This window comes from Nodularia sp. UHCC 0506 (assembly GCF_034931045.1).
GTDB lineage: Bacteria > Cyanobacteriota > Cyanobacteriia > Cyanobacteriales > Nostocaceae > Nodularia.
The window spans coordinates 24,034-46,959 of the sequence record NZ_JAYGHH010000011.1 but is presented as its reverse complement, the minus strand read 5'-3'; the positions used below and the strand labels follow the sequence as shown (position 1 = coordinate 46,959).

21 protein-coding genes are annotated in these 22,926 nt (G+C 40.8%); 3 read left to right on the top strand and 18 right to left on the bottom strand.

The window, feature by feature from the left end:
* Positions 1-95: 95 nt before the first annotated feature.
* The 8 genes from VB654_RS09755 to VB654_RS09720 form a co-directional block, all read right to left on the bottom strand.
* On the bottom strand, positions 96-3,875 hold the full coding sequence (locus VB654_RS09755; RefSeq protein ID WP_323213523.1) for a PAS domain S-box protein: 3,780 nt from the start codon (positions 3,873-3,875) through the stop codon (positions 96-98).
* Between the two features lie 430 nt (positions 3,876-4,305).
* On the bottom strand, positions 4,306-5,292 hold the full coding sequence (locus VB654_RS09750) for a DUF3445 domain-containing protein (RefSeq protein WP_323213522.1): 987 nt from the start codon (positions 5,290-5,292) through the stop codon (positions 4,306-4,308).
* A 9-nt stretch (positions 5,293-5,301) separates the two neighbouring features.
* Positions 5,302-5,874, bottom strand: a complete 573-nt coding sequence (locus VB654_RS09745) for a methylmalonic aciduria and homocystinuria type D protein (RefSeq protein WP_323213521.1) — start codon at positions 5,872-5,874, stop codon at positions 5,302-5,304.
* A 312-nt stretch (positions 5,875-6,186) separates the two neighbouring features.
* A complete protein-coding gene (locus VB654_RS09740) occupies positions 6,187-6,393 on the bottom strand; it encodes a glycogen debranching protein (protein ID WP_323213520.1) in 207 nt (68 codons plus the stop codon).
* A gap of 133 nt (positions 6,394-6,526) precedes the next feature.
* On the bottom strand, positions 6,527-7,279 hold the full coding sequence (locus tag VB654_RS09735; RefSeq protein WP_323213519.1) for a DevA family ABC transporter ATP-binding protein: 753 nt from the start codon (positions 7,277-7,279) through the stop codon (positions 6,527-6,529).
* A 34-nt stretch (positions 7,280-7,313) separates the two neighbouring features.
* On the bottom strand, positions 7,314-8,480 hold the full coding sequence (gene devC / locus VB654_RS09730) for an ABC transporter permease DevC (protein ID WP_323213518.1): 1,167 nt from the start codon (positions 8,478-8,480) through the stop codon (positions 7,314-7,316).
* A gap of 172 nt (positions 8,481-8,652) precedes the next feature.
* Positions 8,653-9,942: an ABC exporter membrane fusion protein gene (locus tag VB654_RS09725; RefSeq protein ID WP_323213517.1), complete on the bottom strand. Its 1,290-nt coding sequence runs from the start codon at positions 9,940-9,942 to the stop codon at positions 8,653-8,655.
* Between the two features lie 337 nt (positions 9,943-10,279).
* A complete protein-coding gene (locus tag VB654_RS09720) occupies positions 10,280-10,852 on the bottom strand; it encodes a TetR/AcrR family transcriptional regulator (protein ID WP_323213516.1) in 573 nt (190 codons plus the stop codon).
* A gap of 206 nt (positions 10,853-11,058) precedes the next feature.
* On the opposite strand from VB654_RS09720, the gene atpD reads away from it, so the two are divergent.
* Positions 11,059-12,507: a F0F1 ATP synthase subunit beta gene (atpD, locus tag VB654_RS09715; protein ID WP_323213515.1), complete on the top strand. Its 1,449-nt coding sequence runs from the start codon at positions 11,059-11,061 to the stop codon at positions 12,505-12,507.
* A gap of 105 nt (positions 12,508-12,612) precedes the next feature.
* Positions 12,613-13,026: an ATP synthase F1 subunit epsilon gene (gene atpC / locus VB654_RS09710; RefSeq protein ID WP_323213514.1), complete on the top strand. Its 414-nt coding sequence runs from the start codon at positions 12,613-12,615 to the stop codon at positions 13,024-13,026.
* An 80-nt stretch (positions 13,027-13,106) separates the two neighbouring features.
* Here atpC and VB654_RS09705 read toward each other — a convergent pair whose 3' ends face one another.
* Complete coding sequence (locus VB654_RS09705) at positions 13,107-14,327, bottom strand: acetate kinase (RefSeq protein WP_323213513.1); 1,221 nt, start codon at positions 14,325-14,327, stop codon at positions 13,107-13,109.
* A 100-nt stretch (positions 14,328-14,427) separates the two neighbouring features.
* Between VB654_RS09705 and VB654_RS09700 the strand changes: the two genes are divergently transcribed.
* Positions 14,428-14,802, top strand: a complete 375-nt coding sequence (locus tag VB654_RS09700; protein ID WP_323213512.1) for a hypothetical protein — start codon at positions 14,428-14,430, stop codon at positions 14,800-14,802.
* 155 nt (positions 14,803-14,957) lie between these two features.
* Here the strand turns inward: VB654_RS09700 and VB654_RS09695 are convergent, their stop codons facing one another.
* From VB654_RS09695 to fldA, 9 genes are all read right to left on the bottom strand, one after another.
* Positions 14,958-15,962 (bottom strand): transaldolase, encoded by a 1,005-nt coding sequence (locus VB654_RS09695; protein WP_323213511.1) that lies wholly within the window; start codon positions 15,960-15,962, stop codon positions 14,958-14,960.
* A gap of 298 nt (positions 15,963-16,260) precedes the next feature.
* Positions 16,261-17,304 (bottom strand): type I glyceraldehyde-3-phosphate dehydrogenase, encoded by a 1,044-nt coding sequence (gap, locus tag VB654_RS09690; RefSeq protein ID WP_323213510.1) that lies wholly within the window; start codon positions 17,302-17,304, stop codon positions 16,261-16,263.
* A 251-nt stretch (positions 17,305-17,555) separates the two neighbouring features.
* Positions 17,556-18,062: a transcriptional regulator gene (locus VB654_RS09685; RefSeq protein ID WP_323213509.1), complete on the bottom strand. Its 507-nt coding sequence runs from the start codon at positions 18,060-18,062 to the stop codon at positions 17,556-17,558.
* Between the two features lie 336 nt (positions 18,063-18,398).
* Positions 18,399-18,644, bottom strand: coding sequence for a hypothetical protein (locus tag VB654_RS09680; RefSeq protein ID WP_323213508.1), 246 nt, complete (start codon positions 18,642-18,644; stop codon positions 18,399-18,401).
* A gap of 60 nt (positions 18,645-18,704) precedes the next feature.
* Complete coding sequence (locus VB654_RS09675) at positions 18,705-18,980, bottom strand: hypothetical protein (protein ID WP_323213507.1); 276 nt, start codon at positions 18,978-18,980, stop codon at positions 18,705-18,707.
* Between the two features lie 97 nt (positions 18,981-19,077).
* Positions 19,078-20,043: a chlorophyll a/b binding light-harvesting protein gene (locus VB654_RS09670; protein ID WP_323213506.1), complete on the bottom strand. Its 966-nt coding sequence runs from the start codon at positions 20,041-20,043 to the stop codon at positions 19,078-19,080.
* A 105-nt stretch (positions 20,044-20,148) separates the two neighbouring features.
* Positions 20,149-21,183 carry a chlorophyll a/b binding light-harvesting protein gene (locus VB654_RS09665; protein WP_323213505.1) on the bottom strand — a complete coding sequence of 345 codons (1,035 nt, stop codon included), beginning with the start codon at positions 21,181-21,183 and terminating at the stop codon, positions 20,149-20,151.
* 328 nt (positions 21,184-21,511) lie between these two features.
* On the bottom strand, positions 21,512-22,264 hold the full coding sequence (locus tag VB654_RS09660; RefSeq protein WP_323213504.1) for an alpha/beta hydrolase: 753 nt from the start codon (positions 22,262-22,264) through the stop codon (positions 21,512-21,514).
* Positions 22,265-22,412: 148 nt separating this feature from the next.
* Entirely contained in the window at positions 22,413-22,925 is a 513-nt protein-coding gene (gene fldA / locus VB654_RS09655; RefSeq protein WP_323213503.1) for a flavodoxin FldA, read from the bottom strand.
* Position 22,926: the final 1 nt, after the last annotated feature.

The following is a 22,926-nucleotide window of genomic DNA, read 5'->3' as shown; positions in this document are numbered from 1 at the left end:
AAAGCCTATAGAAGAAGCTTTTTGACTTTTGACTTTTGACTTTTGACTTCCGCCCTGCGGTACTAGTCCCGCCGTTACTATTCCCTATTCCCTATTCAATGATTATTTAAAATAAATTGTACTGTTTCTAATAGTTCCTTCACACTGTAAGGCTTTGATAAAAATGCTGGCACACAACCCCCAATTTTCTTGATGTGATCGGCGCAGCAGTGCCGGAGGCGATCGCGATTAGATAAAAGTCCACTCATAGCGACAATCTTGATAGCCGGATTAATTTTGCATAGAACTTGGATAGCACGGATACCATCCATTGATGGCATTTCTATATCCATTAATACCAAATTAATTTTATTTTGATATTGAGCATAGATTGAGACAGCTTCTATCCCATCATTAGCGGTGATAACTTTGTAATTGTAACTTTCTAGAGTAGCTTTATTCGTAGCTCGAATACTGTCTTCATCATCAACAATCAAAATTAATTCGTCGTTGCCTTTGGGTATTTCACTTTTATAAATTTCCTCTGTAACTATTTGCTCAGAAACTGGCAAATAAACTTTAAAATCACTACCTAAGCCCACCTTACTCTCAACATTGATAAAACCGCCGTGATTTTTGAGAATACCCACAATTGTGGAAAGTCCTAAGCCAGTGCCTTTACTAAATTCCTTAGTAGTAAAAAAGGGTTCAAAAATTCGTTTTAACAGCTCTCTTGGTATACCACATCCTGTATCTGATACAGTAATAACAATGTAGCTGCCAACCCTTGCTTCTGGATTCATCTGGGCATCATGTTCATCAACAAAAAAATTATCTGCTTCTAAACGTAGAGTACCGCCATTGGGCATGGCATCACGAGCATTAACACACAGATTCATTAGCACCTGATGAATTTGAGTAGGATCAGCAACTATGATCGAATTAATTGTATTTGGGATATAGGTTTTAACTGCAATTGATTTGGGAAATGTACTTTTAACAATTTGCTCAATTTCCCTTAATAAATGTCTGATTTGTAGGGGAAAGTGCTTTCCTTCAACTCCCTGAGCAAAGGATAAAATTTGCTTAATTAACTCCGCACCACGTTTGGCACTGTCTTGCTGCATTTTTAGCAGTTGGCGACTTTGCTCATCAATATTGTGTAGTCTCAGGGGTAGCAGTTGAGTACTAGTGAGAATCGGTGTGAGAATGTTGTTTAAATCATGGGCAATTCCACTGGCGAGGATACCAAGATTTTCTAACCTTTGAGTCCGGAGAAATTTGGCTTCTAGTTGTTTCTTCTCGGTAATATCGGTGTTCACAATTAAGATTGATTTTGGTTCCCCAAATTTATCACGCACTAGTGTCCATCGACTCTGCACAATAATTTTTTTGCCATGTTTGGTGATTTGCTTTAACTCTCCTTGCCAGGAATTATCTTTTAAAACACTCAAACGAGCCGCTTCTAGTTGCGGTGACGCTTTTTCATATAAAATCTGATTGGCATTTTTGCCCAAGACTTCGGCCTCTGACCATTCATAAATACCCTCAGCACCTTGATTCCAAAATAATATCCGCTGCTCCAGATTGCAAACAAAAATTGCGTCTGTGGCAATATCAATCAGGGCTGCTTGTTCGCGGATTTTCTCTTCAGCTTGTTTGCTTTTTGTGATGTCAGTAGCAATACCGCAAACAGCATAAGGTACACCCTCAGCATCAAGCAGGGGAAATTTAACTGTAAGGTAAGTGTAGATACCGTCTGCCAATGGTACTAATTCTTCTACAGTCAAAGGTTTTCTTGCTTCAATTACTTGGCGGTCATTGGCCACCAATTTTTCCGCTTGTGTTTGGGGAAAAAGCTCGTAGTCTGTTTTACCTTGAATTTGTTCTTGGCTCAGGTTAAAAAGAACTGTAAACCCACGATTGACTAATATATATCGTCCTTGGAGATCCTTGAGGAAAATAATTGCTGTCGAGTTATTGATGATATCCTCAAACTGCTGTTGGCTTTGTCGCAGGGCAGTTTCGGCTCGTTTACGCTCTGTGATGTCTAGAGAGTAGCCAATCATGGCAATGGGAGTCTGATTGGGACTACGTAATAACGACATTGACAACAGAGCATCAAATCGCTTGCCAAACTTATTTTGCATGGTCACTTCAATTTCATGCTTTCCTGTTTTTAAGAGAGGGGCAATAATTTGATTTTCCAGCACAGTACCCAGTTCACCTGGATAAAGCAGCGAAATATGTTTACCCATAGCTTCGGTAGCTGAGTAACCTGTTAATTTTTCTGCACCTTGATTCCAACTGGTAATATAACCTTGAATATCAGTGGCAATGACTGAATCATGAATTTGGTCGATAATTTGTGCTTGATAGCGTAGCTGTTCTTCTGTGCGTTGGCGTTCGGTAATATCCTGTATGACTGAGTTGACACCAAGCATTTCACCATCATGCCCTCTCAGTGGGTAATAATTAACTAGCCAGTAACGTTCAATACCAGGTTGGGCTAGGGTAGTACCATGAACTTTGTGATTGATGATGGGTAAGCCTGACTCAATCACTTGTTGATAAAGCGGCTCTAATTTGTCACTGAGGCTTGGTAATACTTCCCGCAGGGTTCGCCCGATATGATCGGCCACTGGAATGTTATTAATCTGAGCTAAATGTTCATTGATGCGGACAAATTTCAAGGTTGTATCCATAAAGCTCAATCCAACGGGAACAGAAGCATAAATGTTTTCAATTTCTGCCAGTTGTTGCCAAGCCTGTGCTTCGCTTTTTCTCAGTGCTAGTTCTGTTTTCTGGCGTTCCTCGATTTCTTGCTGTAACAGTGCATTGGCTTGGGATAGTTCGGCGATTCGTTGGGCAACTTGTTGCTCTGAGGTTGTATAAGCTTGATGGAGTTTCTCTTCTGCCTGCCGGCGTTGTATAATTTCCTCTTGCAATTGCTGGTTAGTATGTTTTAGTTCTTGTCCCTGGGCTGTAACCTGTTGCTGTAAAGCCGCAATCAAGCTTGTCATTTCTAAGGGATCAAATAATTGCAAAAAGCTGGTTTGAGTGACAATTCCTAGAAATTCCCCAGTTTCACAGGTGACAACTAATCGCCGCAATTGTCGCCGTTGCATTTCTTGATTAGCAAACCACAAGGAATCTTGAGAACAGACACAAAATAAAGGTGTACTCATCACAGTTTGAGCTTGAATTTGGGTGAAATCCAGCCCTAAGACTTGAAACTGTACAATATCTCGTTCAGTAATGATTCCCTGGGGGATGATGCGTCCTAAAGTGTCAGGTTCTGCTATGACTACACAACTGATGTTTTGATCATTCATCAGCTCGGCAATGTCAAATAATCTAGCAGTCAACGGGGCATAAATATTTTGATTGACAGTTACTTCTGATACGGTGCGTAGTCTCAATAAATTTGCTGGTTGGATTACTTGACGAATTGCTTCAGGTGTAATTACTCCCATTACATGATGATTGTGATCTACTACTGGTAGATGGCGAATGCGATTTTGATGCAAGATGGACAGCACTGTGAGCATATTCTCAGCCTGAGATTGCTGAATAGTAATCACTGGGTGGATCATGACTTCAGCAATGGTAATCTCAGATAAGTCCACACCTATAGCAGTTAGCCTCACTACATCCCATTCTGTAAAAATTCCTACTAATTGCCCTTGTGAAACTACTAATATACAACTAGCTTTTTCCTGCGTTGTTGGTAAGTTCTGATTACTGCCTCGTGCTTGACTCATTAAGGCGATCGCATCAATTACACGAGCATCAGATGTGACAGTTACAGGAGAAAAATAAATGATATTTCTGAGAGCCGGTAATTCTAGAGATACACAATTAGCTAAGGATTCAATTCCTGGTATGAGGGTCATATAGCAAAATTCAAAATTGAAAATTGAAATGCTTGTTGTGACTGGGTTTGGGAATTTTGTCATCTCCTAACCGTCTTGGCGGTTGCTACATTTCCTAAATAATCGAAAAAACTCTAATTATTCACTAGAAATTGACCTTAAATATGTTCTTTCTCAAACCCTTGTAGAGAAGTTACATAAAACGTGATTACAGTCTTGGTCAGAAATGTCTACCGAGTTACAGGCTAAATTTCCAGGTATTTACTATTGCAATGATTTTTTGGCAGACAATTCGGTAATTATATGTTTGTCTATTTTCCGATCATAATGCTGTGATGAGATGTTTGGTATGGCATTAAATAAATTTTTATGCTGTTATTAGTGAAATGCTGTATATATCAGGAAAAATTGCCAAAAAGTGGAAAATATAACTAAATAATTTAATTTTTAATTATCCCATCTCTCCGAGCCACTGTAGAATACTAGCTTTGCTTTCTAATAAGCCTTTATATATAAGTGATTGCGATGTCATGGATTGAATGGCTGCACACAGTTTAGATCGTAGCGCTGGGTCTTGTTTAAGCACGCCACAATCTTTAAAATAAGTACGAATAGTGAATAGCGCCGCTTCATACTTCGGTAGTCCCCAAATCACTTGTCTTTCAATTCGCAGATAAAGTTGGGGATGCTGGGAATCAAAACTTCTGCCTTGCCATTGATTGGCTGATACACCAAGGGGGGGTTGCGGATGATGATTCAGACGGGTATCGGTACTCAAACCCCAAGCAAAACGCACCATTGGTTTTTGTTCAATCATTGTATTCACAATGGCATCCCCCCGCAGATTGATTTTTTCCATCCCGGCGACAGGTGCGTGAATTGCAGTAAAGTTTTGACCAATTTTGACTTCGGCTGACCAATGATTGGGATAGCAGAGATGCACAGCACTTAACCAATTACTACTATCCTCAGAGCGACAAATCACTGTAATATCTTCTTGGATTTGTGCGGCTAAAGCATCAAGAGTAGAGACATAAGGGGGAATAACTGAACTACCTTGGACTTGCTGTAATTGCCAATCTGCATTTAAATGCAGGGTTTCTTGAGTTAGTCGGCTATGGAATTGGAGAGTATTGGCTATTTTTTGACAATCAAAATATTGTGGGTGTTCGAGGGTGAGACGTTCAATAATTAAACAAGCGATCGCACCTGCTACAGCTGGAGAATAATTGCAAGTTTGATAATATTTACTCAACCGTTCCCCACGAGCTAAAATTTTATTTTGGCGGTAATGGGTAAAATGCTCATCGATTTGGAACACCTGTTGATCAGCTTCACCATTACCCAAGCAGCAACCAAAAGGCATCATTCCCGGCTTGACTTCATAGCGTCCATTGATCAGAGGGAAGTAGGAGGCTGGATGATTAAAAGGTTTCACTTTTGAGTGTTAATGCCATCCGTGTAAAGGTGCAATATCTTTAATGAAAGTTTCGATAATTATCGGCGGTGCTACTGATATTAAAACACTAGGATAAACTGCTGCACCCCAGCGAGGATGAACCAACACACGACATTTGTTTTTAATGACTCGATAGTTAAGCAAGGCTTTTACAACTGCAATGTCATTGTGGGGAATTTCCCCCGGATGAGAAAGTAAAGGATAGCCAGTGCGAGGATCAATCAAGTCTGTTAAATAACCGCGATGGTGTACCCCCTCACCGGAAGCATCGCGCAATTGAAATGCTAAGTCACAGCCAAACCGCATAAACTTTTCCCGCAGGCGTTGTTTCTCTATTTCGATTTCTGGCGTACTTTTTATGAGTGGATAACGTGACTGCTGTAAAACAACTACAACCCATAAATCAGGTTGATTTTTCCAATCTGGTAATATCCGTTCGCAGTTGGCACAGATATACTGACTGGGTGAATGAATAGAAATTTGAACCGCTTGTCCTGTTTCGCCAACCAAATTAATAGGACAGCCTTGCTCCGAAGTGTAAACTTGGGAATAGTTCACCATATTAATTCGGCTTTTGCAAGTTTTACATTGAACTCTTGGTATGATAATAACCTTTAAGAGTTCCTAAATATCATCAAGTTTCCATAAAATATGAGGTTTATTCAAAATTATTGTGTAGGAATAATGATTTTTCCCAGCTAATTTTTATGGTTTCTTCCGTTATACTTAGCTATCTAGCTACACCAAGTACTTAGGCTGGCTGAATCAATAAGGGAAAAATTTTACCCTTGCTGAAGAAAATAGAGGTCAAAACCTGATTGAGATGACCTATATAAATGACAAAATATCTGGATCAACTAAATGGGAATGCAATTAATCCAGTTTGAGTGCATTAACTGGGACTTCATCCCAAGAATTAACAATCCGCAATTGTGCTATCCAACCTGCTGATTTTTGGCTAATGGTCAAGTTTCCTTGAAAAGACTCATGACAATCTTGGGCTTGTGATTCATCACAACAAGCGATACAGGCATAAATCATCCCAGAAGGATCAATTTGTTCATTTACCCAAATTTTCATAGATATGTCCTCTCAAATTAAACACTGAAAAACTAAGTTGTGATTTTACGATACTACTAAGAGTGGGAACTGAACATAGAATCTCACCCCCAAACCCTCTTCTTAGTAAGGAGAGGGGAGAAATGTCTGAACTTTAATGCATTTGTGTGGCTACATCTACATCATTAGTCTTTAACTGACCATCTTCCATATAAATAATTCGATCAGCAATATCAAGAATCCGGTTATCATGGGTAACTAACAAGATTGTACAACCTTGTTCTTGCGCTAATTTTTGCATTAATTCCACAACATCGCGCCCAGATTTTTTGTCTAATGCAGCTGTGGGTTCATCTGCTAAAACAATTTTAGGATGACTGACTAAAGCACGGGCGATCGCAACTCTTTGTTTTTGTCCCCCTGAGAGATTTTCTGGATAATAATTCACACGATCTGCTAACCCCACAGTTTCCAACATAGCGATCGCTTTGGCGTTGATATCTTGCCCAAAAAACTCGTCATGCAACTCTATGGACATTCTGACATTATCTTTAGCTGTCAAAAAAGTCATCAGGTTATGTGCTTGGAAAATATAACCAATTTGGCGGCGCAGCTTTGTTAATTGTCCTTTACCGGCTCCACAAATTTCCTGTCCTAAGATTTTTAAACTCCCTTCCTGGGCAGAACGTAGACCACCCATCAGGGTTAACAGAGTGGTTTTACCGGAACCAGAGGGACCAGTCATAATCACAATTTCACCGGCGTTAATCTGCAAATTAATCTCAGATAAGACTTGTTTTCGCAGGTTCCCACTGCCAAAGTAATGATTCAGGTTGTGGACAGAAATCACAGGTTCCACGGCAGATAAATTTAAGGGGTAGTTTTCTGATATGCTGTTTTCTATCATGGGTTTTTGTTGCCAAAATTTGGTCTATTGGAAATTAGAAAACATCGGCGGGATCGGCTGTGCGTAACTTTCTCATGGCGATCGCACCAGAAAAACTACACATAATTACGGTTAAAATAAACACAGTTATAGCTCTTTCCAGCTTCATGGTTATGGGTAGCATTGTGGCAGCATAAGCAAGCTGATATAATCCGAAAGAAAGAAAAAATGCCGGGATATAACCCAAGACGGCTAAAAATAAAGCCTCTTGTAATAAGACTTGCAACAGATAGCGATCGCTATAACCCATCGCTTTGAGGGTAGCGTATTCTGGGAGATGTTCAGAGACATCAGAATAAAGAATTTGGTAGACAATCACGATACCAACAATAAACCCCACCACCACACCTAAACCGAAAATAAAACCAATCCCAGTCCCCTCAGCCCAATATTTTTTTTCTATTTGAGCAAAACCTTCTGGAGTTAAAACCTTGACATCATCGGGTAAACCGGCGGCTAGTTGCGCTTGCACTTGTTCAGTATTTGCACCAGTCTTGAGAGTAATTAAACCCACTTCTACACTGTCTCTTTGGCGTTCGGGAAATAATTGTAAAAAGGTAGAATCACTGGTAATCACATTCCCATCAGCAGCAAAAGAAGCACCATTACTAAATACACCTCTCACACGAATAGCTTTATTATTTAGTTCCGTGTCAAAATTGCCTGTTTTCTGAAAAATATCACCCACAGCGCCATATTCTGGACGACCAGCTTGATCAAACAGCACTTGATGCAACTGTTTCAGATAATTTTGATTTTCTTGAACTTCGGGAAACTTAAAAGCAGGTTTTGCCGGATCGATACCCCAAACCAAGATAGCCCGATCAAGACGCGTTTGAGGATTTCGCCATTGTCCAGTGCTAATATAAACAGAATTTACTGATTTTACACCCTCATAACCCAATGTTTGATATAGTCGTTCTCTAGAAAAGCTTTTGACTGAAAACAGAGTTTGAAATTGGGGATTAATCAACACCAAATCAGCTTGTAAATTGCGGTGAGGTTGAATAGCAGCATCAAACAGCGCACTTTCAAAACCTAGCTGAATAAACATCAGCATATCAGCAAAAGTAATTCCGGCAACTGCGACTAACAGACGAGTTTTTTCCTTCATTAACTGTCGCCATGCCAGAGGAATTTTCTGAGATTGTTTAAAAAACATAACGGTGTACTGGTAATATAAAAAAGCCGACATTCTCAACAGAAATCACACAAAAAACCTCTCAAACCCTCTTGACTCTGTGTCCTCTGCGTCTCTGTGGTATGCGCTGCGCGCACGCTACGCGAACGTTATTCCGTAACTTGTACATAAGTCCTATTTAACTTAGTCATTCCTACAATTCAATTGCTGTTTGGACTTGCAAGTTAGTCAAACCGGCTACTTTTTTACTGTCTTCAGGATGCAGACGAATTTTCACATCAATTACCCGGCTATCTAAGTTTTCTCCTGGTTGGTTGCTAAAAACATTTTGTCTATTTACCTGTAAACCAATTTGAGAAACTGTACCTCGCAATTTACCAGGAAATGCTTGACTAGTAATTACTGCTGATTGTCCCAGCTTAACTTTACTAATATCAGTTTGATATACTTCTGCAACTGCAATCATTTGTGCAGTTTGCGCCAAGTCTGCAATTCCATTTACATTAATTTTTTCTCCGACTTGTGTGTGAATTTTAAGAATTTGTCCGGCTATTGGTGCTATGATGGAAGTAGACTCTAAATTAGTTTGCATTTGTTTAAGTGTGGCGATCGCATTGTCAACCTCACTCTTAGCTGCTGCAATATCTACGGGACGAATTTCAGCAATACTGTTGAGTGTAGCTTGGGCTTCATTGATTTGTTTATTCCCAGTGGCGTTAATTCGAGTCAGAGTAACTTGGGCTTGAGCTAATTCTCGACTAGCAGTAGAATTAATCTGATTTAGAACTGCCTGGGCTTGTGAAAGTTGCTGTTTTGCAGTGTCTAAACTCAACCGCTTACTATCAAATAAAGAAAGAGAAATTGCACCTTCTGAGGATAGTTGCTGATAACGTTCATATTCAGCTTGAGCATTATTTAATTCTGCTTGCAGCTTGTTAATTGTCGCCTCTTGTGCTAATCTTTCACCTAAAGACTGTGCTTCTATACGAGCGATCGCTTCTTGTTGAGCTATTTTATCGCCTTGTAACTGAGCCTGTAAACGTTCAATAGTTGCTTGCTGTGCCTGAATTTCTCCAGATTTTGCCCCAGCTTCAACTTGAGCCAGTTTAGCTTTAGCCACTCTCACTTGTTTTTCTGCTTGGAGTACAGCCGTTTGTAGGCGAGTGCGTGAGTCTAAAATGGCCACCACCTGCCCAGGTTTGACTGTATCGCCCTCCTGGACTAAAATTTGAGCAATGCGATCGCCATCTAAATCCAAAGGTGCAGACAAACTAATTACTTCTGTTTCAGGTTCTAATCTTCCTAAAGCTGAGATTCTGGGTGTAACTGGCGGAGTTTCTTCAAGTTCAGATGAAGCAGATTGAGCAACTAAACCAGACTGAGAAATCCCATAAAAAGCAATTCCACCTGTAATCACAGTAGCAGCTACTACTAATAGAATTAACCTTTGAGTGGGAACTTTAAACAACGCATTTTGAGTCATTTTTACCTCACTACACACACTATTTTTAGAAGGTCAAAAAATTAAAATCTTTGTCTGATTTAGAAATGAGCTATGTTGGGCTTGCTGAATAAATACACAACTTAGATAAATCGCAGGTTTGAGGCTGATAAACCCGAAAGTAGGTGCAAGGCTTCGCCGTGAGCGTCAGCCGAACGGTTTTGGAAAGGTGTATCATCAAAAGTGTTAACTTTGGATTGAATAAATCAGAAAATTTGGGGATGACAGATAGCTGAAACTATTCCCTATTCGCTGTTCCCTACCTCCACGACCAAACTTTTATGCCTAACGGCACGCTACGCGAACAGCAAACCCTATGTTACGATTTTTCTGGTAAATAGCTGTTAAGCATTTTTCCTAACAAAGCAAATTGTTCAACAAAATCAATTGTTTGATCACCCCAGAGTTTTGCTAAAATCAAACCATCGATAAAGCTAAGAACAAAGGAAGCTAAGATTGGATCTTGGATTTCTAAAAAATCACACAATGCTTGCTGATACCTTTGTTTTACACGTTGAAATACAGGACTTTTTTCTGTAGTTTCTTTGTCTTGATGCTGATAAAAATCAACCAAGATATAAGTCTGATTAATAAAGTAATCTTGATTTTTAGCTAAATATTTCCCCATTGCAGTCATTGTTTCTGAAAGTGTTCGCACTCCTTCCATTTCCGCCAATGCTGAACTAATATCTTGAAGACTTATCTCCTCAACTAATTGCTCAAACAAAGCCTGTTTACTAGAAAAATAATGATATAGCGTCCCCGTAGAAACATTTAAACTTTCCGCAATTTGTCTCATGGTGAGCGCACCGTAACCTTTTTGGGCAAATAAATCAAAGCACTTGTTCAGAAGTTCTTTACGGTATTGCTCATGGTCAACTATCTTTGGCATCTTTTTATATCGAACACTCGATATTTTTAATATATCACAAGATTTACTGGAATACCAGTTCCCTATTTCCTATTTCCCAGTCCCTTTTTTAAGGAATTACTAAGGGAGTTGTGTACCCCTCCGATGCTAGAGTGTAAGATGACATTGCATAATCTTATGTCTTCCCAGACCCTATCTGAAATATAGCTACAATTATTAGGCGCAGCATGGTCACAACAGCAGAAAAAACAAACATTGGCTACATTACCCAAATCATTGGCCCAGTTGTAGACGTTAAATTTGCCGGTGGAAAACTACCCCAAATCTACAACGCCTTAACCATCAAAGGCACCAACGAAGCAGGACAGGAAATCAAACTCACCGTTGAAGTGCAGCAGTTGTTGGGCGACAACCAAGTGCGGACTGTTGCGATGAGTTCCACTGACGGCTTAATCCGTGGTTTGGAAGTTGTTGATACAGGCGCTCCCATCAGCGTACCAGTTGGTAAAGTTACCTTGGGACGGATTTTCAACGTTCTGGGCGAACCAGTAGACAATCGCGGCCCTGTGAATGCGGAACAAACCTTACCCATTCACCGCCCTTCTCCCAAATTCACTGACCTGGAAACTAAGCCTTCAGTGTTTGAAACTGGGATTAAAGTTGTTGACCTTCTGACCCCCTATCGACGTGGTGGTAAAATTGGTCTGTTCGGTGGTGCTGGTGTTGGTAAAACCGTCATCATGATGGAATTGATTAACAACATCGCTACCCAGCACGGTGGTGTGTCAGTATTTGCTGGCGTAGGCGAACGCACCCGTGAAGGTAATGACCTTTACAACGAAATGATGGAATCTGGGGTAATTAATAAAGATAACCTCAATGATTCTAAGATTGCTCTAGTTTATGGTCAAATGAACGAGCCACCCGGAGCCAGAATGCGGGTTGGTCTGTCAGGCTTGACTATGGCTGAGTACTTCCGTGATGTGAGTAAGCAGGACGTACTACTGTTTGTTGATAACATCTTCCGGTTTGTCCAAGCAGGTTCTGAAGTATCAGCGCTGTTGGGTCGGATGCCTTCAGCAGTAGGATATCAGCCCACACTAGGAACCGACGTGGGTGCATTACAAGAACGGATTACCTCAACTACAGAGGGTTCCATTACCTCGATTCAAGCAGTATATGTACCTGCGGATGACTTAACTGACCCCGCACCTGCAACTACCTTTGCTCACTTGGATGGAACCACAGTATTATCTCGTGGTTTGGCTTCTAAGGGTATTTATCCCGCAGTTGATCCACTAGGTTCTACCTCCACCATGTTGCAGCCAGAAATTGTTGGTGATGACCACTACAGTACTGCTCGTGCTGTACAATCAACCCTGCAACGTTACAAAGAACTTCAGGACATTATCGCTATTCTTGGTTTAGATGAATTGTCTGAAGAAGACCGTCTAACTGTAGCACGGGCGCGGAAGGTAGAGCGCTTCTTGTCTCAGCCATTCTTCGTAGCGGAAGTATTTACCGGTTCTCCTGGTAAGTATGTGAAGTTGGAAGATACCATTAAGGGCTTCAAAATGATTCTGTCTGGTGAATTAGATGAATTACCAGAGCAAGCTTTTTACTTGGTAGGCGATATTAACGAAGCGATCGCTAAAGCTGAGAAAATGAAAGGATAGGCTCAGTGAACAGTTATCAGTGAACAGTGATCAGCAAAAAAGTGATAACTGTTCATTGATAATTCAATGACCGATAACTGATAACTGACAACTGACAACTGAAAAATGACTCTAACCGTTCGTGTAGTTTCCCCAGATAAAACAGTATGGGATGCCAAAGCTGAGGAAGTAGTTCTACCTAGCACTACAGGTCAGTTAGGTATTCTCAGTGGACACGCGCCGATGCTCACAGGTTTAGACACAGGTGTGATGCGCGTCCGTGCAAGTAAAAACGAAGAGTGGCAAGCGATCGCTTTATGGGGTGGCTTTGCTGAAATCGAAGAAGATGAAGTGACCATTTTGGTAAATGGTGCTGAACGTGGCGACACTATTAAACTTGAAGATGCTCGTACTGCTTACAACGAAGCACAAACACGGCTAAATCAAGTAACCCCAGGAGAAAAGCAAGCCCAAATTCAGGCAACCCAGGCCTTTAAACGCGCCCGCGCTCGCTTCCAAGCAGCTGGTGGTGCTGTTTAAATTTAGACATACATACTTTTTTGGGAGGGGTGGGCAATATTGCCCACCCTTTAGTTTTTTTATCAGTTATTACTCAGCACTCAGCACTTTCTTCTGAGTTGCCAACATTGTTGCGCGATCGCCCAGTCTTCTTGAGTCCGAATTACTAATACCCGCACAGATGAGTTAGGTGTGGCTATATCTTGGTCAATTGGCTGTTGCTGATTTTTTGATGGATCAATTTTTAATCCCAAAAAGCTAAAAGCTTCACAGGCTGCTTGGCGTATTCCTGGCGATTTTTCCCCGATACCTGCGGTGAATACCAAAGCATCTAACCCCCCTAAGCTGGCTAACATGGAACCAATCCCAGACCGTAAGTGATGCACATACATATCCCAAGCTAATTGAGCGCGATAATTACCCTCAGCGATCGCTGCTATTACCTGGGGTAAGTCACTGGATACACCCGAAATTCCTCGTAAGCCAGAACCTTTATTTAATACATAGTCTAGTCTTTCCGCAGAGTAATTCGATTGCCGCAATAAATAAATTAAAATCCCTGGGTCAACGGAACCCGAACGACTACCCATCATCAACCCATCTAGGGGAGTGAACCCCATTGTAGTATCAATACTGCGTCCATTTTTAATCGCTGCCAACGAACAACCATTGCCTAAATGACAGGTAATTAAGCGCAGGGATGCTAAATCTCTGTCTAGGATTTGAGCCGCACGACCTGAGCAATATTGATGACTGATACCATGAAAACCATAGCGGCGAATACCTTGCTCTACCCACTCATAGGGGCCAGGATAAATGGCTGCGGCATCCGGGAGAGTAGCATGAAATCCGGTATCAAACACCGCTACTTGAGTAACATCTCCCAAGCTTTGCTCAATGGCTTCTATGCCTTCTAAAGCAGCTGGATTATGTGCTGGCGCTAAACTAGATAATTTGGAGATGGTCTGTTTCACATCCTCTGTGATCACCACACTTTTTCTGTATTCCTGACCACCATGTACTACACGATGCCCCACCATATCGATTTCGGAAAGATGTTCGATTACCTTGGTAGCACCACGAGTCAGGGTATAGAGCATATAAGCCACGTGTGCGCGTCGAGAGTCGCCATAGATTGATTCTTGCAACGTTTCACCCGTCGCTGTTTTCACTTCAATTTCTGCTACACCCCGGTCTTGAGTCCAGTTCACTTTACCTGACCATAGAGGCTGGGGTGCAACCGTGGGTAAACAATTATCTGCAATTTCATACAAACAACTTTTTTGGCTACTAGATCCAGCATTTAGAACTAATACTTTCATTACATTTACCTGTTTGATGTTTGTGAAAGGTTAACTATATGGTTGCTAATTTTCAGCTATTAAATAAACGTAAGTACCGCTAATTGAGGAAAGGCAAAAAGTGAATAAATTCCGGAAGCTATATTCAATTACGCTCTTGCTATTTGCCTTCATCTATCCATCAGCTATTGCTGAAGCTAAAGACAGTAATGTAGATAATGTTCTCCATCAGCAGAACTTGGAACTAGAAACAAGTTTATTGGGAGGAGATGCCAGCTCAGAAAGTTTGTTAGCTCACCGTGTGCGACGGCGGCACTATCGCCGGAGACGCAGAACACGACACCACTACAATCGTAGAAGGCGTAATCATCGACACTATTACCGCAGAAATCGATATCGACGCACTAATAATCATGGACAACGCTATCGTCATGGACGATGGCAGCTAGTCCGCGATCGTCATGGTAGATTTATATATGACTGGCGAAGATATTAAATTAGTGATCAGTTATCAGTTATTAAGGCATAAGGTGGGGGACTTAAACCCCATTATGTCTCTTAACTGATAACTGATAAAACACCCACAAAATAGGGGATGAAATGAGCAGGTTGAGGATTGACTCAACCTTTAATATTGCTCAAATAGAGCCATTAATGGCTGGCTATCACTTCTCCCTCAAGGCTAGCTAGTCGCTCTGCTAATAATTTTTCTAGAGAAACCAGTGCTTTGGTAAAGCCATCGATACCCTCTGCTAGTTTGTCAGATGCCATGCGATCAGCAGCGTGCATCTTGTCATAGGTAGCTTTATCAACGGATATCTTTTTGATGTCCATGTTTGCTACTTTAGCTGGATCAAGTTTGCGTGGCAATTCTCCCTCAGTTGCTTGCAATTCTGCTAACAGTCCTGGAGAAATGGTTAGCAGGTCACAACCAGCTAGTTCGGTAATTTCGCCAATGTTGCGAAAGCTGGCTCCCATCACTTCGGTTTTATAGCCGAATTTTTTGTAGTAGTTGTAGACTGTGGTTACAGACAATACACCTGGATCTTCGGCGGATGGATAGCTATCACGTCCAGTATCTTTTTTGTACCAGTCGAGAATCCGACCGACGAAGGGAGAAATTAAGGTAACGCCAGCTTCTGCACAGGCGATCGCTTGGTGAAGACCAAACAATAATGTGAGGTTACAATGAATACCTTCTTTTTCCAGAATTTCCGCAGCGCGAATGCCTTCCCAAGTGGTGGCAATTTTAATTAATACGCGATCGCGATCAACACCAGCGGCCTTGTATTGAGCAATCAATTCTCTAGCTTTGGTTAAAGTAGCTTCAGTATCGAAAGACAAGCGCGCGTCTACTTCTGTAGAAACACGACCAGGAATAATTTGTAAAATCTTCAAGCCGAAAGCCACTGCTAGACGGTCAAAAGCCAAAGTTACGATATCTGCTTGGCTAGCAGCAGCACCGGCATCTTTCTTTGCTTGGAGTAAAGTTTGATCAACGATTTCCTGATATTCCGGCATCTGTGCCGCCGCCGTAATCAGAGAAGGATTAGTAGTTGCATCTTGGGGTGTGAACTTCTCAATAGCCTTGATATCCCCTGTATCCGCAACCACCACCGTCATTTGGCGCAATTGTTCTAGTAAATTTTTAGACATAAACTTCTCCATGAGTTGTGCTGGTTTCGGACTGACTTAATTCCCTACTTGTTTACACACTTTACTATTCCTAACAATTCCGATTTTGGCAATTTTTCTTAAACATTGCCGACATTGGCTGGCTGAAATGAGCCACAGCCCTATTTTATGTGCGTTATGCCAGAATTGGCTGTCCAATGGAATGCACTTTAATTAAACAGGTTGTTCCCAACTTAGCAATTGGCATACCCCGCGCCTCAACCTGTATCTCTGGCAGAGACGCGATTAATCCCGTCCCTACCTACTTGCTAATTACTCATTAAGCCGCAGCACCAATACCTGTGAGTTTCTCTTTCTCTGACATCGACAAAATTAAGTCAACCACCCGATTTGAGTAGCCCCACTCGTTGTCATACCAGGCCACCACCTTAAAGAAATTAGAATTTAACTCAATACCAGCACCTGCATCGAAAATACTCGAATGAGTATCACCCTGAAAATCTGTGGAAACCACTGCTTCGTCTGTATAACCTAATATACCCATTAGCGCACCTCCAGCAGCTTGCTGCATCGCCGTGCAAATTTCCTGATAACTAGTAGCCTTAGCAGTTTTAAAAGTTAAATCAACCACAGAAACGTCGGGAGTAGGAACCCGGAAAGCCATACCTGTTAACTTACCTTTTAATTCTGGCAAAACTAATGCTACCGCTTTGGCTGCCCCAGTGGAAGAGGGAATAATATTTTGGGCTGCACCTCGTCCACCCCGCCAGTCTTTCTTGCTGGGGCCGTCTACAGTTGGCTGAGTCGCAGTCATGGCGTGTACCGTGGTCATCAACCCTTCGGTGAGTCCAAAGTTATCATTGATTACCTTAGCTATGGGCGCGAGACAGTTTGTTGTACAACTAGCATTAGAGACAATTACATCTTTGGCTGGGTCAAACAGGTGATGATTCACACCCATTAACAATGTTTTTACTTTATCTGGTTCTTTCGTAGGAGCAGAAATTATAACTCGCTTTGCACCAGCTTGCAGGTGTTTTGCCGCCCCATCATAATCGGTGAACAGTCCAGTAGATTCGATAACATAATCTGCACCTAATTTGCCCCAAGGTAATTCCGCCGGATTTCTCACCGACATACAAGGGATAAAATGCCCATCAATGACGATACCATCAGTCTTAGCTTCAACTTTACTTCTCAACTGACCGTGAGTAGAATCGTACTTGAATAGATAAGCTAAGTTATCTGGTGGTACGAGGTCATTAATCCCCACAAACTCGATATTAGGGTTATTGATGCCAGCACGTAGCACAAGTCGCCCAATTCGACCGAAGCCATTGATACCAACTTTTAATTTAGTCAAGATTAAACCTCCTGTTGTGGGAGTTGAACAAAAGGTGAAAGATAAAAGAAAATGACTTTTACTCTTTACTTTTTGATCCTGACAGTTTTAACTAGTTAAGGCATATTTGCTTGGCATCTTTTAAGGTTTCCTCTGGCTGTGAGTGTAAGCTGTGTAGGGCTATACACATAGTTTCAACAAATTTGACTGTGAATTTTTAGACAAGCAATGGGCGATCGCGTGTTAAATTAATCATGCCTAGCATACGCAAACTAGGAGCTTTTCATTTTTCCAGATTTCTTAATGCTGTAACTATCCATTTTTCTGGTAAATACTTGGGTATGAAACTCAGCCACTTCTAAAAAATCTCTGTTGGATGGATTGTCTGGAAAAAATACAGCAGGTGAAACATTGAAGAATTCTCCAAGCTTTTGGATCTGTTCAACCGTTAACTTACGCTTACCTTTCAATACATCAGAAACAATTGACTCAGTTTTAAAAATAGGAACTAAAGCCTTTTGTTTGAGGTTCAATTCCTTAATTAAAACTTTGAGAAGTTCGATTCCATAAATATCTGGAACCAAATCCTGCTTTTTTTCATATTCATAAATTAACATTCCCAGTAAATGCAAATAGTCTTCTTCCTCATCCGTTAGTTCCCCCTTATCAAGTAGATTATCGACAACTGCTTGAATTTTGTCTAAATCTTCTTCATGTTTTATGGGGCGCGGAGGAAAAGATGTAATTAATTCTATGTAGCTGTTATGATGATATAACATTTCTTCATTCTGGTATTGGTTACTTAATTATTAGCGCTCTTTTATGACTCTGAATGAAAGGTTGAGCAAATTGAAACCCAATATAGCCCTAAATTTATCAAAGCTTGCTAGTATAAAGGTTGTTGGTTTTTATGTAACGAGAGTAATAGAAGAGCATTAAGATTAAGATTAGTAAAATACCAAATTTTAGTTAGTGGATATCTTCTAATTAATGCTGGCTATCAAACCATTCGTCATTCTTCCATTTATCTCTATTGTATAAAGTCCCTGCGACGGGACTAAATCATCGAATTCGGAGACACTGCTCATTAATGTCCCTTACTTCTGGTTTTCTAGTTAACTAATCCCCAAATCTTTTTTGCTACTTTTTAACTGTTTCCAAAGAATCTGAATTTGTTTGTAAGCCTGCTCTGGAGACAGTTTACCACCAGTTTGTAAACTGCAAATGTAATTTACTCGTTGAGAAAAATCTTGGAGATTAGCATTAAATTTCAAATACTCTTGTTTAAACTCCCCAGAATATGGACTGCGGGGATAAAGAAAATCAGATAATTCCGAGAGAAAATTATTTGGCTGGTTCATAGGTATTTAGATTTGGGAGTTAATAGTAATAGAAATTTAAAATTATCGAGTTATAAAATTCTAACTAAGTTTGCGTCTTCCCCTCTGTGAAGCATTACAATTACAAGTTTTGGGTTCAAAATCGATGCAGCCAATCGCCTCTTCAGAACAAGCTTTAATTGGGTTAACTGTGCATTTGAGACGATAATCATTAGTAAAAAACTCACAATTATGGCAAGGTATTTGATGTAGCCTTTTTAAATGATTTGTGCCTTTTTTTAAAGTCAACCAAACACTGAAACTAGAAAGAATCAAAATTAACCAACTACAGAAAGCGCAAAAAATCATAGCTAACATGAGAAATCCTCAAACAAATTCAAATAAAAAGCCTACAGTTGACTGCTGTAAACCGCAGGCATGAGAAAATATTTAGCTAGTGTTGAGCGAAACTTAATTAATTATTAACTTGATGCGAACGCCAAGAGTGCCAAACGTAACCCAAGAAAGCCAATACACCAATAAAAAATTGAATGTTTGCCAAACCCAGACGTTCAGAACCATAAAATTCTCTAGGGAAAACCGTTGTGTTATATCCCACAAATGCAGCTGAAATCCAAGCCATTAAAGCTAAACCCAGCAAGCTATAAGACAGAATATCCTCACCATTTTCTATAGGTAAAATCTTTCTTACCCAATTAAAAGGAGAAACAAGAATATGCCACGTACCACCAAAAATGAGAAGAAAACCAATCCAAATATGACCACCAATGACATCTTCTAAATTATCGACACTTGCTATCCCTAAGACATTCCAGCTACCATCCTTCATCCCCACCAAATAGCCAAAAATTGTCATCGGGTCTAAATTGGGATTGCTAATCAGACGAACATCACCAAAATTCGGGTCATAAACTCCGCCAAAAAACATCGCCTTTAGCACTAATAAAAATGCACCCAAACCCAGAATAATCAGGTGATGACCTAAAATTAAACCCAACTGTTGAGGATCATTCCATTCATAGTGAAACCTCGCTACCTGTCCCCCAGCACTGTAAAGAATGCGTGGAGCGCGAAACACATGAAAAAGTCCCCCGGCTCCCAATACAGCAGAAGCGACTAAATGCAACATTCCAATCACAAAATAGGGATAAGTATCTATTACCTCCCCACCTGTACCCACACCCCAACCCAAACTGGCCAAATGGGGTAATAAAGTCATCCCCTGCTCATACATTGGCACACCAGGAACAAACCGCAACACCTCAGAAACAGTAGTTATCCCAGCCCAAAACATAATCAAACCAGCATGAGCAATATGAGCGCCCAACAACTGACCAGATAAATCAGTCAAACGAGCATTACCAACCAACCAAGATAAATTCGTATCCGCCGCAAAACTCTTCTCAATAGAAACCGTCACAACACATACCTCCAAACTCCGCGTATCTTTGCGCTAACTTAGCGCCCCTCTGCGTTAAAAAACACCCAAACAGAAGAGAGAGAAAAGCCCTCCCTCCTCCTCCTCTTACAACTCGCTACTAATAGCGTTCAAAGACCTTTCCACCTGCTTAAAATCAACACCAATAGCTCGTAAAGCGTGCCACAGATGACCTTGCAAAAAGAAAAACGCCAAAAAGAAATGAGCATTAGCCAACCAAGCTCTAGCAGTGTAACCACCACCAGCCAATTTCACCGAATCCGCAAAATAAGGACTAACACCCAGTTTCACTTCCAAAGTCTGACCGTAAAATTCCACCGGGTAAGCCAAAGTATTTACCGCACAGAAATAAGCTGCAACAAATCCCGCTAAAGCAATACCACCCAAAGAGTAAGAAAGAATCGCTTCACCAGAGAAAATTAAAAGCCTTTTCGCCCAAGCAAAAGGTTCCTTAATAATGTGCCAAATTCCGCCCCCAATTAGTAGGAAACCGACATAAATATGACCACCAACTAAATCTTCTAAATTGTCAACACTAGCGAAGTGAGTTTGATAGCCATAGATGACAAAAGGGTTAAGAGTTGGTTCAGTTACAAGGCGCACATCATGAATATGAGTGTCATAAATTCCTCCCCAAAACATGGCTTTACCCACCAGTAATAAAGCTGCTACGCCTAAAAATAGGAGGTGGTGTCCTAAAATTAAACCCAGTTGTTTAGGATCATCCCATTCAAAATGAAATTTACGTGCTTGACCCTTAGCATTTTCTAAGTTTCTGGGAGCTTTGAAAGTATGGAACAGCGCCCCAGCACCGAGAACGGCTGAGGAAATTAAATGTAAAGCACCGATAACAAAATAGGGATAAGTGTCCACAACTTGACCACCCGCGCCCACTCCAAAGCCCAAGGTGGCTAAATGGGGGAGTAATATTAGCCCCTGTTCGCCCATTGGTATTGAGGGGTTGTAACGAGAAATTTCAAACCATGTAAACGCTCCCGCCCAGAGTGTCGTCAGTGCTGCTTGGGCGACGTGAGCGCCGATAAATAAGCCAGAGAGTTTGGCAAAGCGGGCATTACCAGCCCACCAATCGTATTTGACGTTGGGATTGTCGTATGTCTGCATTACTTCGTTAGTATTTGTTGCTACAAGAACTCAATTAATTTGTTGATACTTTCAGGAATTTACTGTTTTTTCCCAATGAAATCTAACTATGTTGCTGAATTTGTTAACTAATTGTTCAGCATTCTGCATTTAGTTTATTGCGATTATTTCTTAAAAAGAAAGAGCGTTTTATAAAACTTAATAATTTAAATAGGTGCGTAGATTAAGCAGCAAAAAATTAGTGATATCGGGCTACGCCGTCACTAAAAAACTGTTCTTAGCAATTAGGAAGATAAATTATTTTTCATCTTCCTGGGATTGTTTATGACTAGATAAAATTAGTAGAGGTTTATGCAGATGCTGTGAGTGATTGGCAAAGTCCCGCTTCTGGCGATCGCCTCTGGTAACAATCCCAAAAATTCAAAATTTGTTCGCCCACTTCTTGAGGATGAAAGTAGTGAAAGAAATGATATCCTTGGGAAAATTGCCAAAGTTTATCTTCTGGTTTTAACCAATTGTGCCAGTCATCTAAAGCAGGTGGATTAACTACTGAATCAGTTTTGCTACCGCAGACCATCATCGGCATAGAAACACCTCCCTTGGGTAAATAAACCAACTTAAATAGAGAATGGGGCGAAGGCGATCGCTCTAAATCTTTATCTAAAGCCGTGATTAATTTTTTGGTAGTATGAGGAGGTTGTTTGCCAAATAGACTGCGAACACTGTTGGCTAAAACTTGCTCACGGCTAATAGTAAACATTTGGCGTTGAAAGTAATAATGAGCGTGCCAAGTGTTTGCAGGTTGAGATCCTACAGCGAGGAGAGTCAGCGATCGCACCTTTTCAGGATAACATCTGGCATAAGATAAAGCGATCGCGCCACTAATTCCATGACCACCTAAATGCACCGCATTCGGGTAAGAACCTAAAAACTCATGCAGCAACCGCACAGCTTGATCTATAGAACTAGCTTCATCCCTTGATTGTTGATATTCCCACTGAGCGATTTGCAAATACCCAGATAATTGTTGAAGTAATGGTTGATCAAAACGCTTCAACCCCGGACTAGCATTTAACCAAAGAACATCGAATAAGTCAGACATTTTAAATCAGTGAACAGTGAATAGTGAACAGTTACCAAGAGACTTAAATCAGTGAATAATGAACAGTTATCAAAGCCTATAAAGGCCAACTCCCAATTATGTCTCTTGACTAATAACTGGTAACTGATAACTGTTCACTGATTATTTTTTATAAACCAAATTCCGTCTTCAACTGTGCAACCCAAGCCTTAATGCGCTCATCTGTGAGATCAGATTGATTATCGTCATCAAGGGCTAGTCCACAAAACTTACCATTCCGCAAAGCTTTAGAATTACTAAAGTCATATCCCTCATTAGGCCAATAACCCACAGTTTTTCCACCCTGTTGAGAAATCTTTTCTTCTAAAATACCGATAGCATCCTGAAAATTATCAGCATAGCCAATTTGGTCCCCAGTACCAAAATATGCCACCGTTTTACCGTTAAAATCAACATCATCTAAATCAGGATAAACACCTTCCCAATCGCTTTGAAGTTCCCCAATATTCCAAGTTGGGCAACCAACAATTAAACATTCATACTCATCAAAATCAGCAACATCCGCCTTAGCCATATCGTGTAGTGTTACAACGTCACCACCGAAAGCATCACGAATCATTTCAGCCGCAGATTCAGTTTTACCAGTTTGAGTACCGTAGAACAAACCAATTTTTTTCGACATT

What these genes read in the sequence shown, in the direction of transcription:
- VB654_RS09755 (WP_323213523.1), bottom strand. Translation starts at nt 3,875, where the DNA reads ATGACCCTCATACCAGGAATTGAATCCTTAGCTAATTGTGTATCTCTA.
- VB654_RS09745 (WP_323213521.1), bottom strand. Translation starts at nt 5,874, where the DNA reads ATGGTGAACTATTCCCAAGTTTACACTTCGGAGCAAGGCTGTCCTATT.
- VB654_RS09740 (WP_323213520.1), bottom strand. Translation starts at nt 6,393, where the DNA reads ATGAAAATTTGGGTAAATGAACAAATTGATCCTTCTGGGATGATTTAT.
- VB654_RS09735 (WP_323213519.1), bottom strand. Translation starts at nt 7,279, where the DNA reads ATGATAGAAAACAGCATATCAGAAAACTACCCCTTAAATTTATCTGCC.
- devC (WP_323213518.1), bottom strand. Translation starts at nt 8,480, where the DNA reads ATGTTTTTTAAACAATCTCAGAAAATTCCTCTGGCATGGCGACAGTTA.
- VB654_RS09725 (WP_323213517.1), bottom strand. Translation starts at nt 9,942, where the DNA reads ATGACTCAAAATGCGTTGTTTAAAGTTCCCACTCAAAGGTTAATTCTA.
- VB654_RS09720 (WP_323213516.1), bottom strand. Translation starts at nt 10,852, where the DNA reads ATGCCAAAGATAGTTGACCATGAGCAATACCGTAAAGAACTTCTGAAC.
- atpD (WP_323213515.1), top strand. Translation starts at nt 11,059, where the DNA reads ATGGTCACAACAGCAGAAAAAACAAACATTGGCTACATTACCCAAATC.
- atpC (WP_323213514.1), top strand. Translation starts at nt 12,613, where the DNA reads ATGACTCTAACCGTTCGTGTAGTTTCCCCAGATAAAACAGTATGGGAT.
- VB654_RS09705 (WP_323213513.1), bottom strand. Translation starts at nt 14,327, where the DNA reads ATGAAAGTATTAGTTCTAAATGCTGGATCTAGTAGCCAAAAAAGTTGT.
- VB654_RS09695 (WP_323213511.1), bottom strand. Translation starts at nt 15,962, where the DNA reads ATGTCTAAAAATTTACTAGAACAATTGCGCCAAATGACGGTGGTGGTT.
- VB654_RS09685 (WP_323213509.1), bottom strand. Translation starts at nt 18,062, where the DNA reads ATGTTATATCATCATAACAGCTACATAGAATTAATTACATCTTTTCCT.
- VB654_RS09680 (WP_323213508.1), bottom strand. Translation starts at nt 18,644, where the DNA reads ATGAACCAGCCAAATAATTTTCTCTCGGAATTATCTGATTTTCTTTAT.
- VB654_RS09675 (WP_323213507.1), bottom strand. Translation starts at nt 18,980, where the DNA reads ATGTTAGCTATGATTTTTTGCGCTTTCTGTAGTTGGTTAATTTTGATT.
- VB654_RS09665 (WP_323213505.1), bottom strand. Translation starts at nt 21,183, where the DNA reads ATGCAGACATACGACAATCCCAACGTCAAATACGATTGGTGGGCTGGT.
- VB654_RS09660 (WP_323213504.1), bottom strand. Translation starts at nt 22,264, where the DNA reads ATGTCTGACTTATTCGATGTTCTTTGGTTAAATGCTAGTCCGGGGTTG.
- fldA (WP_323213503.1), bottom strand. Translation starts at nt 22,925, where the DNA reads ATGTCGAAAAAAATTGGTTTGTTCTACGGTACTCAAACTGGTAAAACT.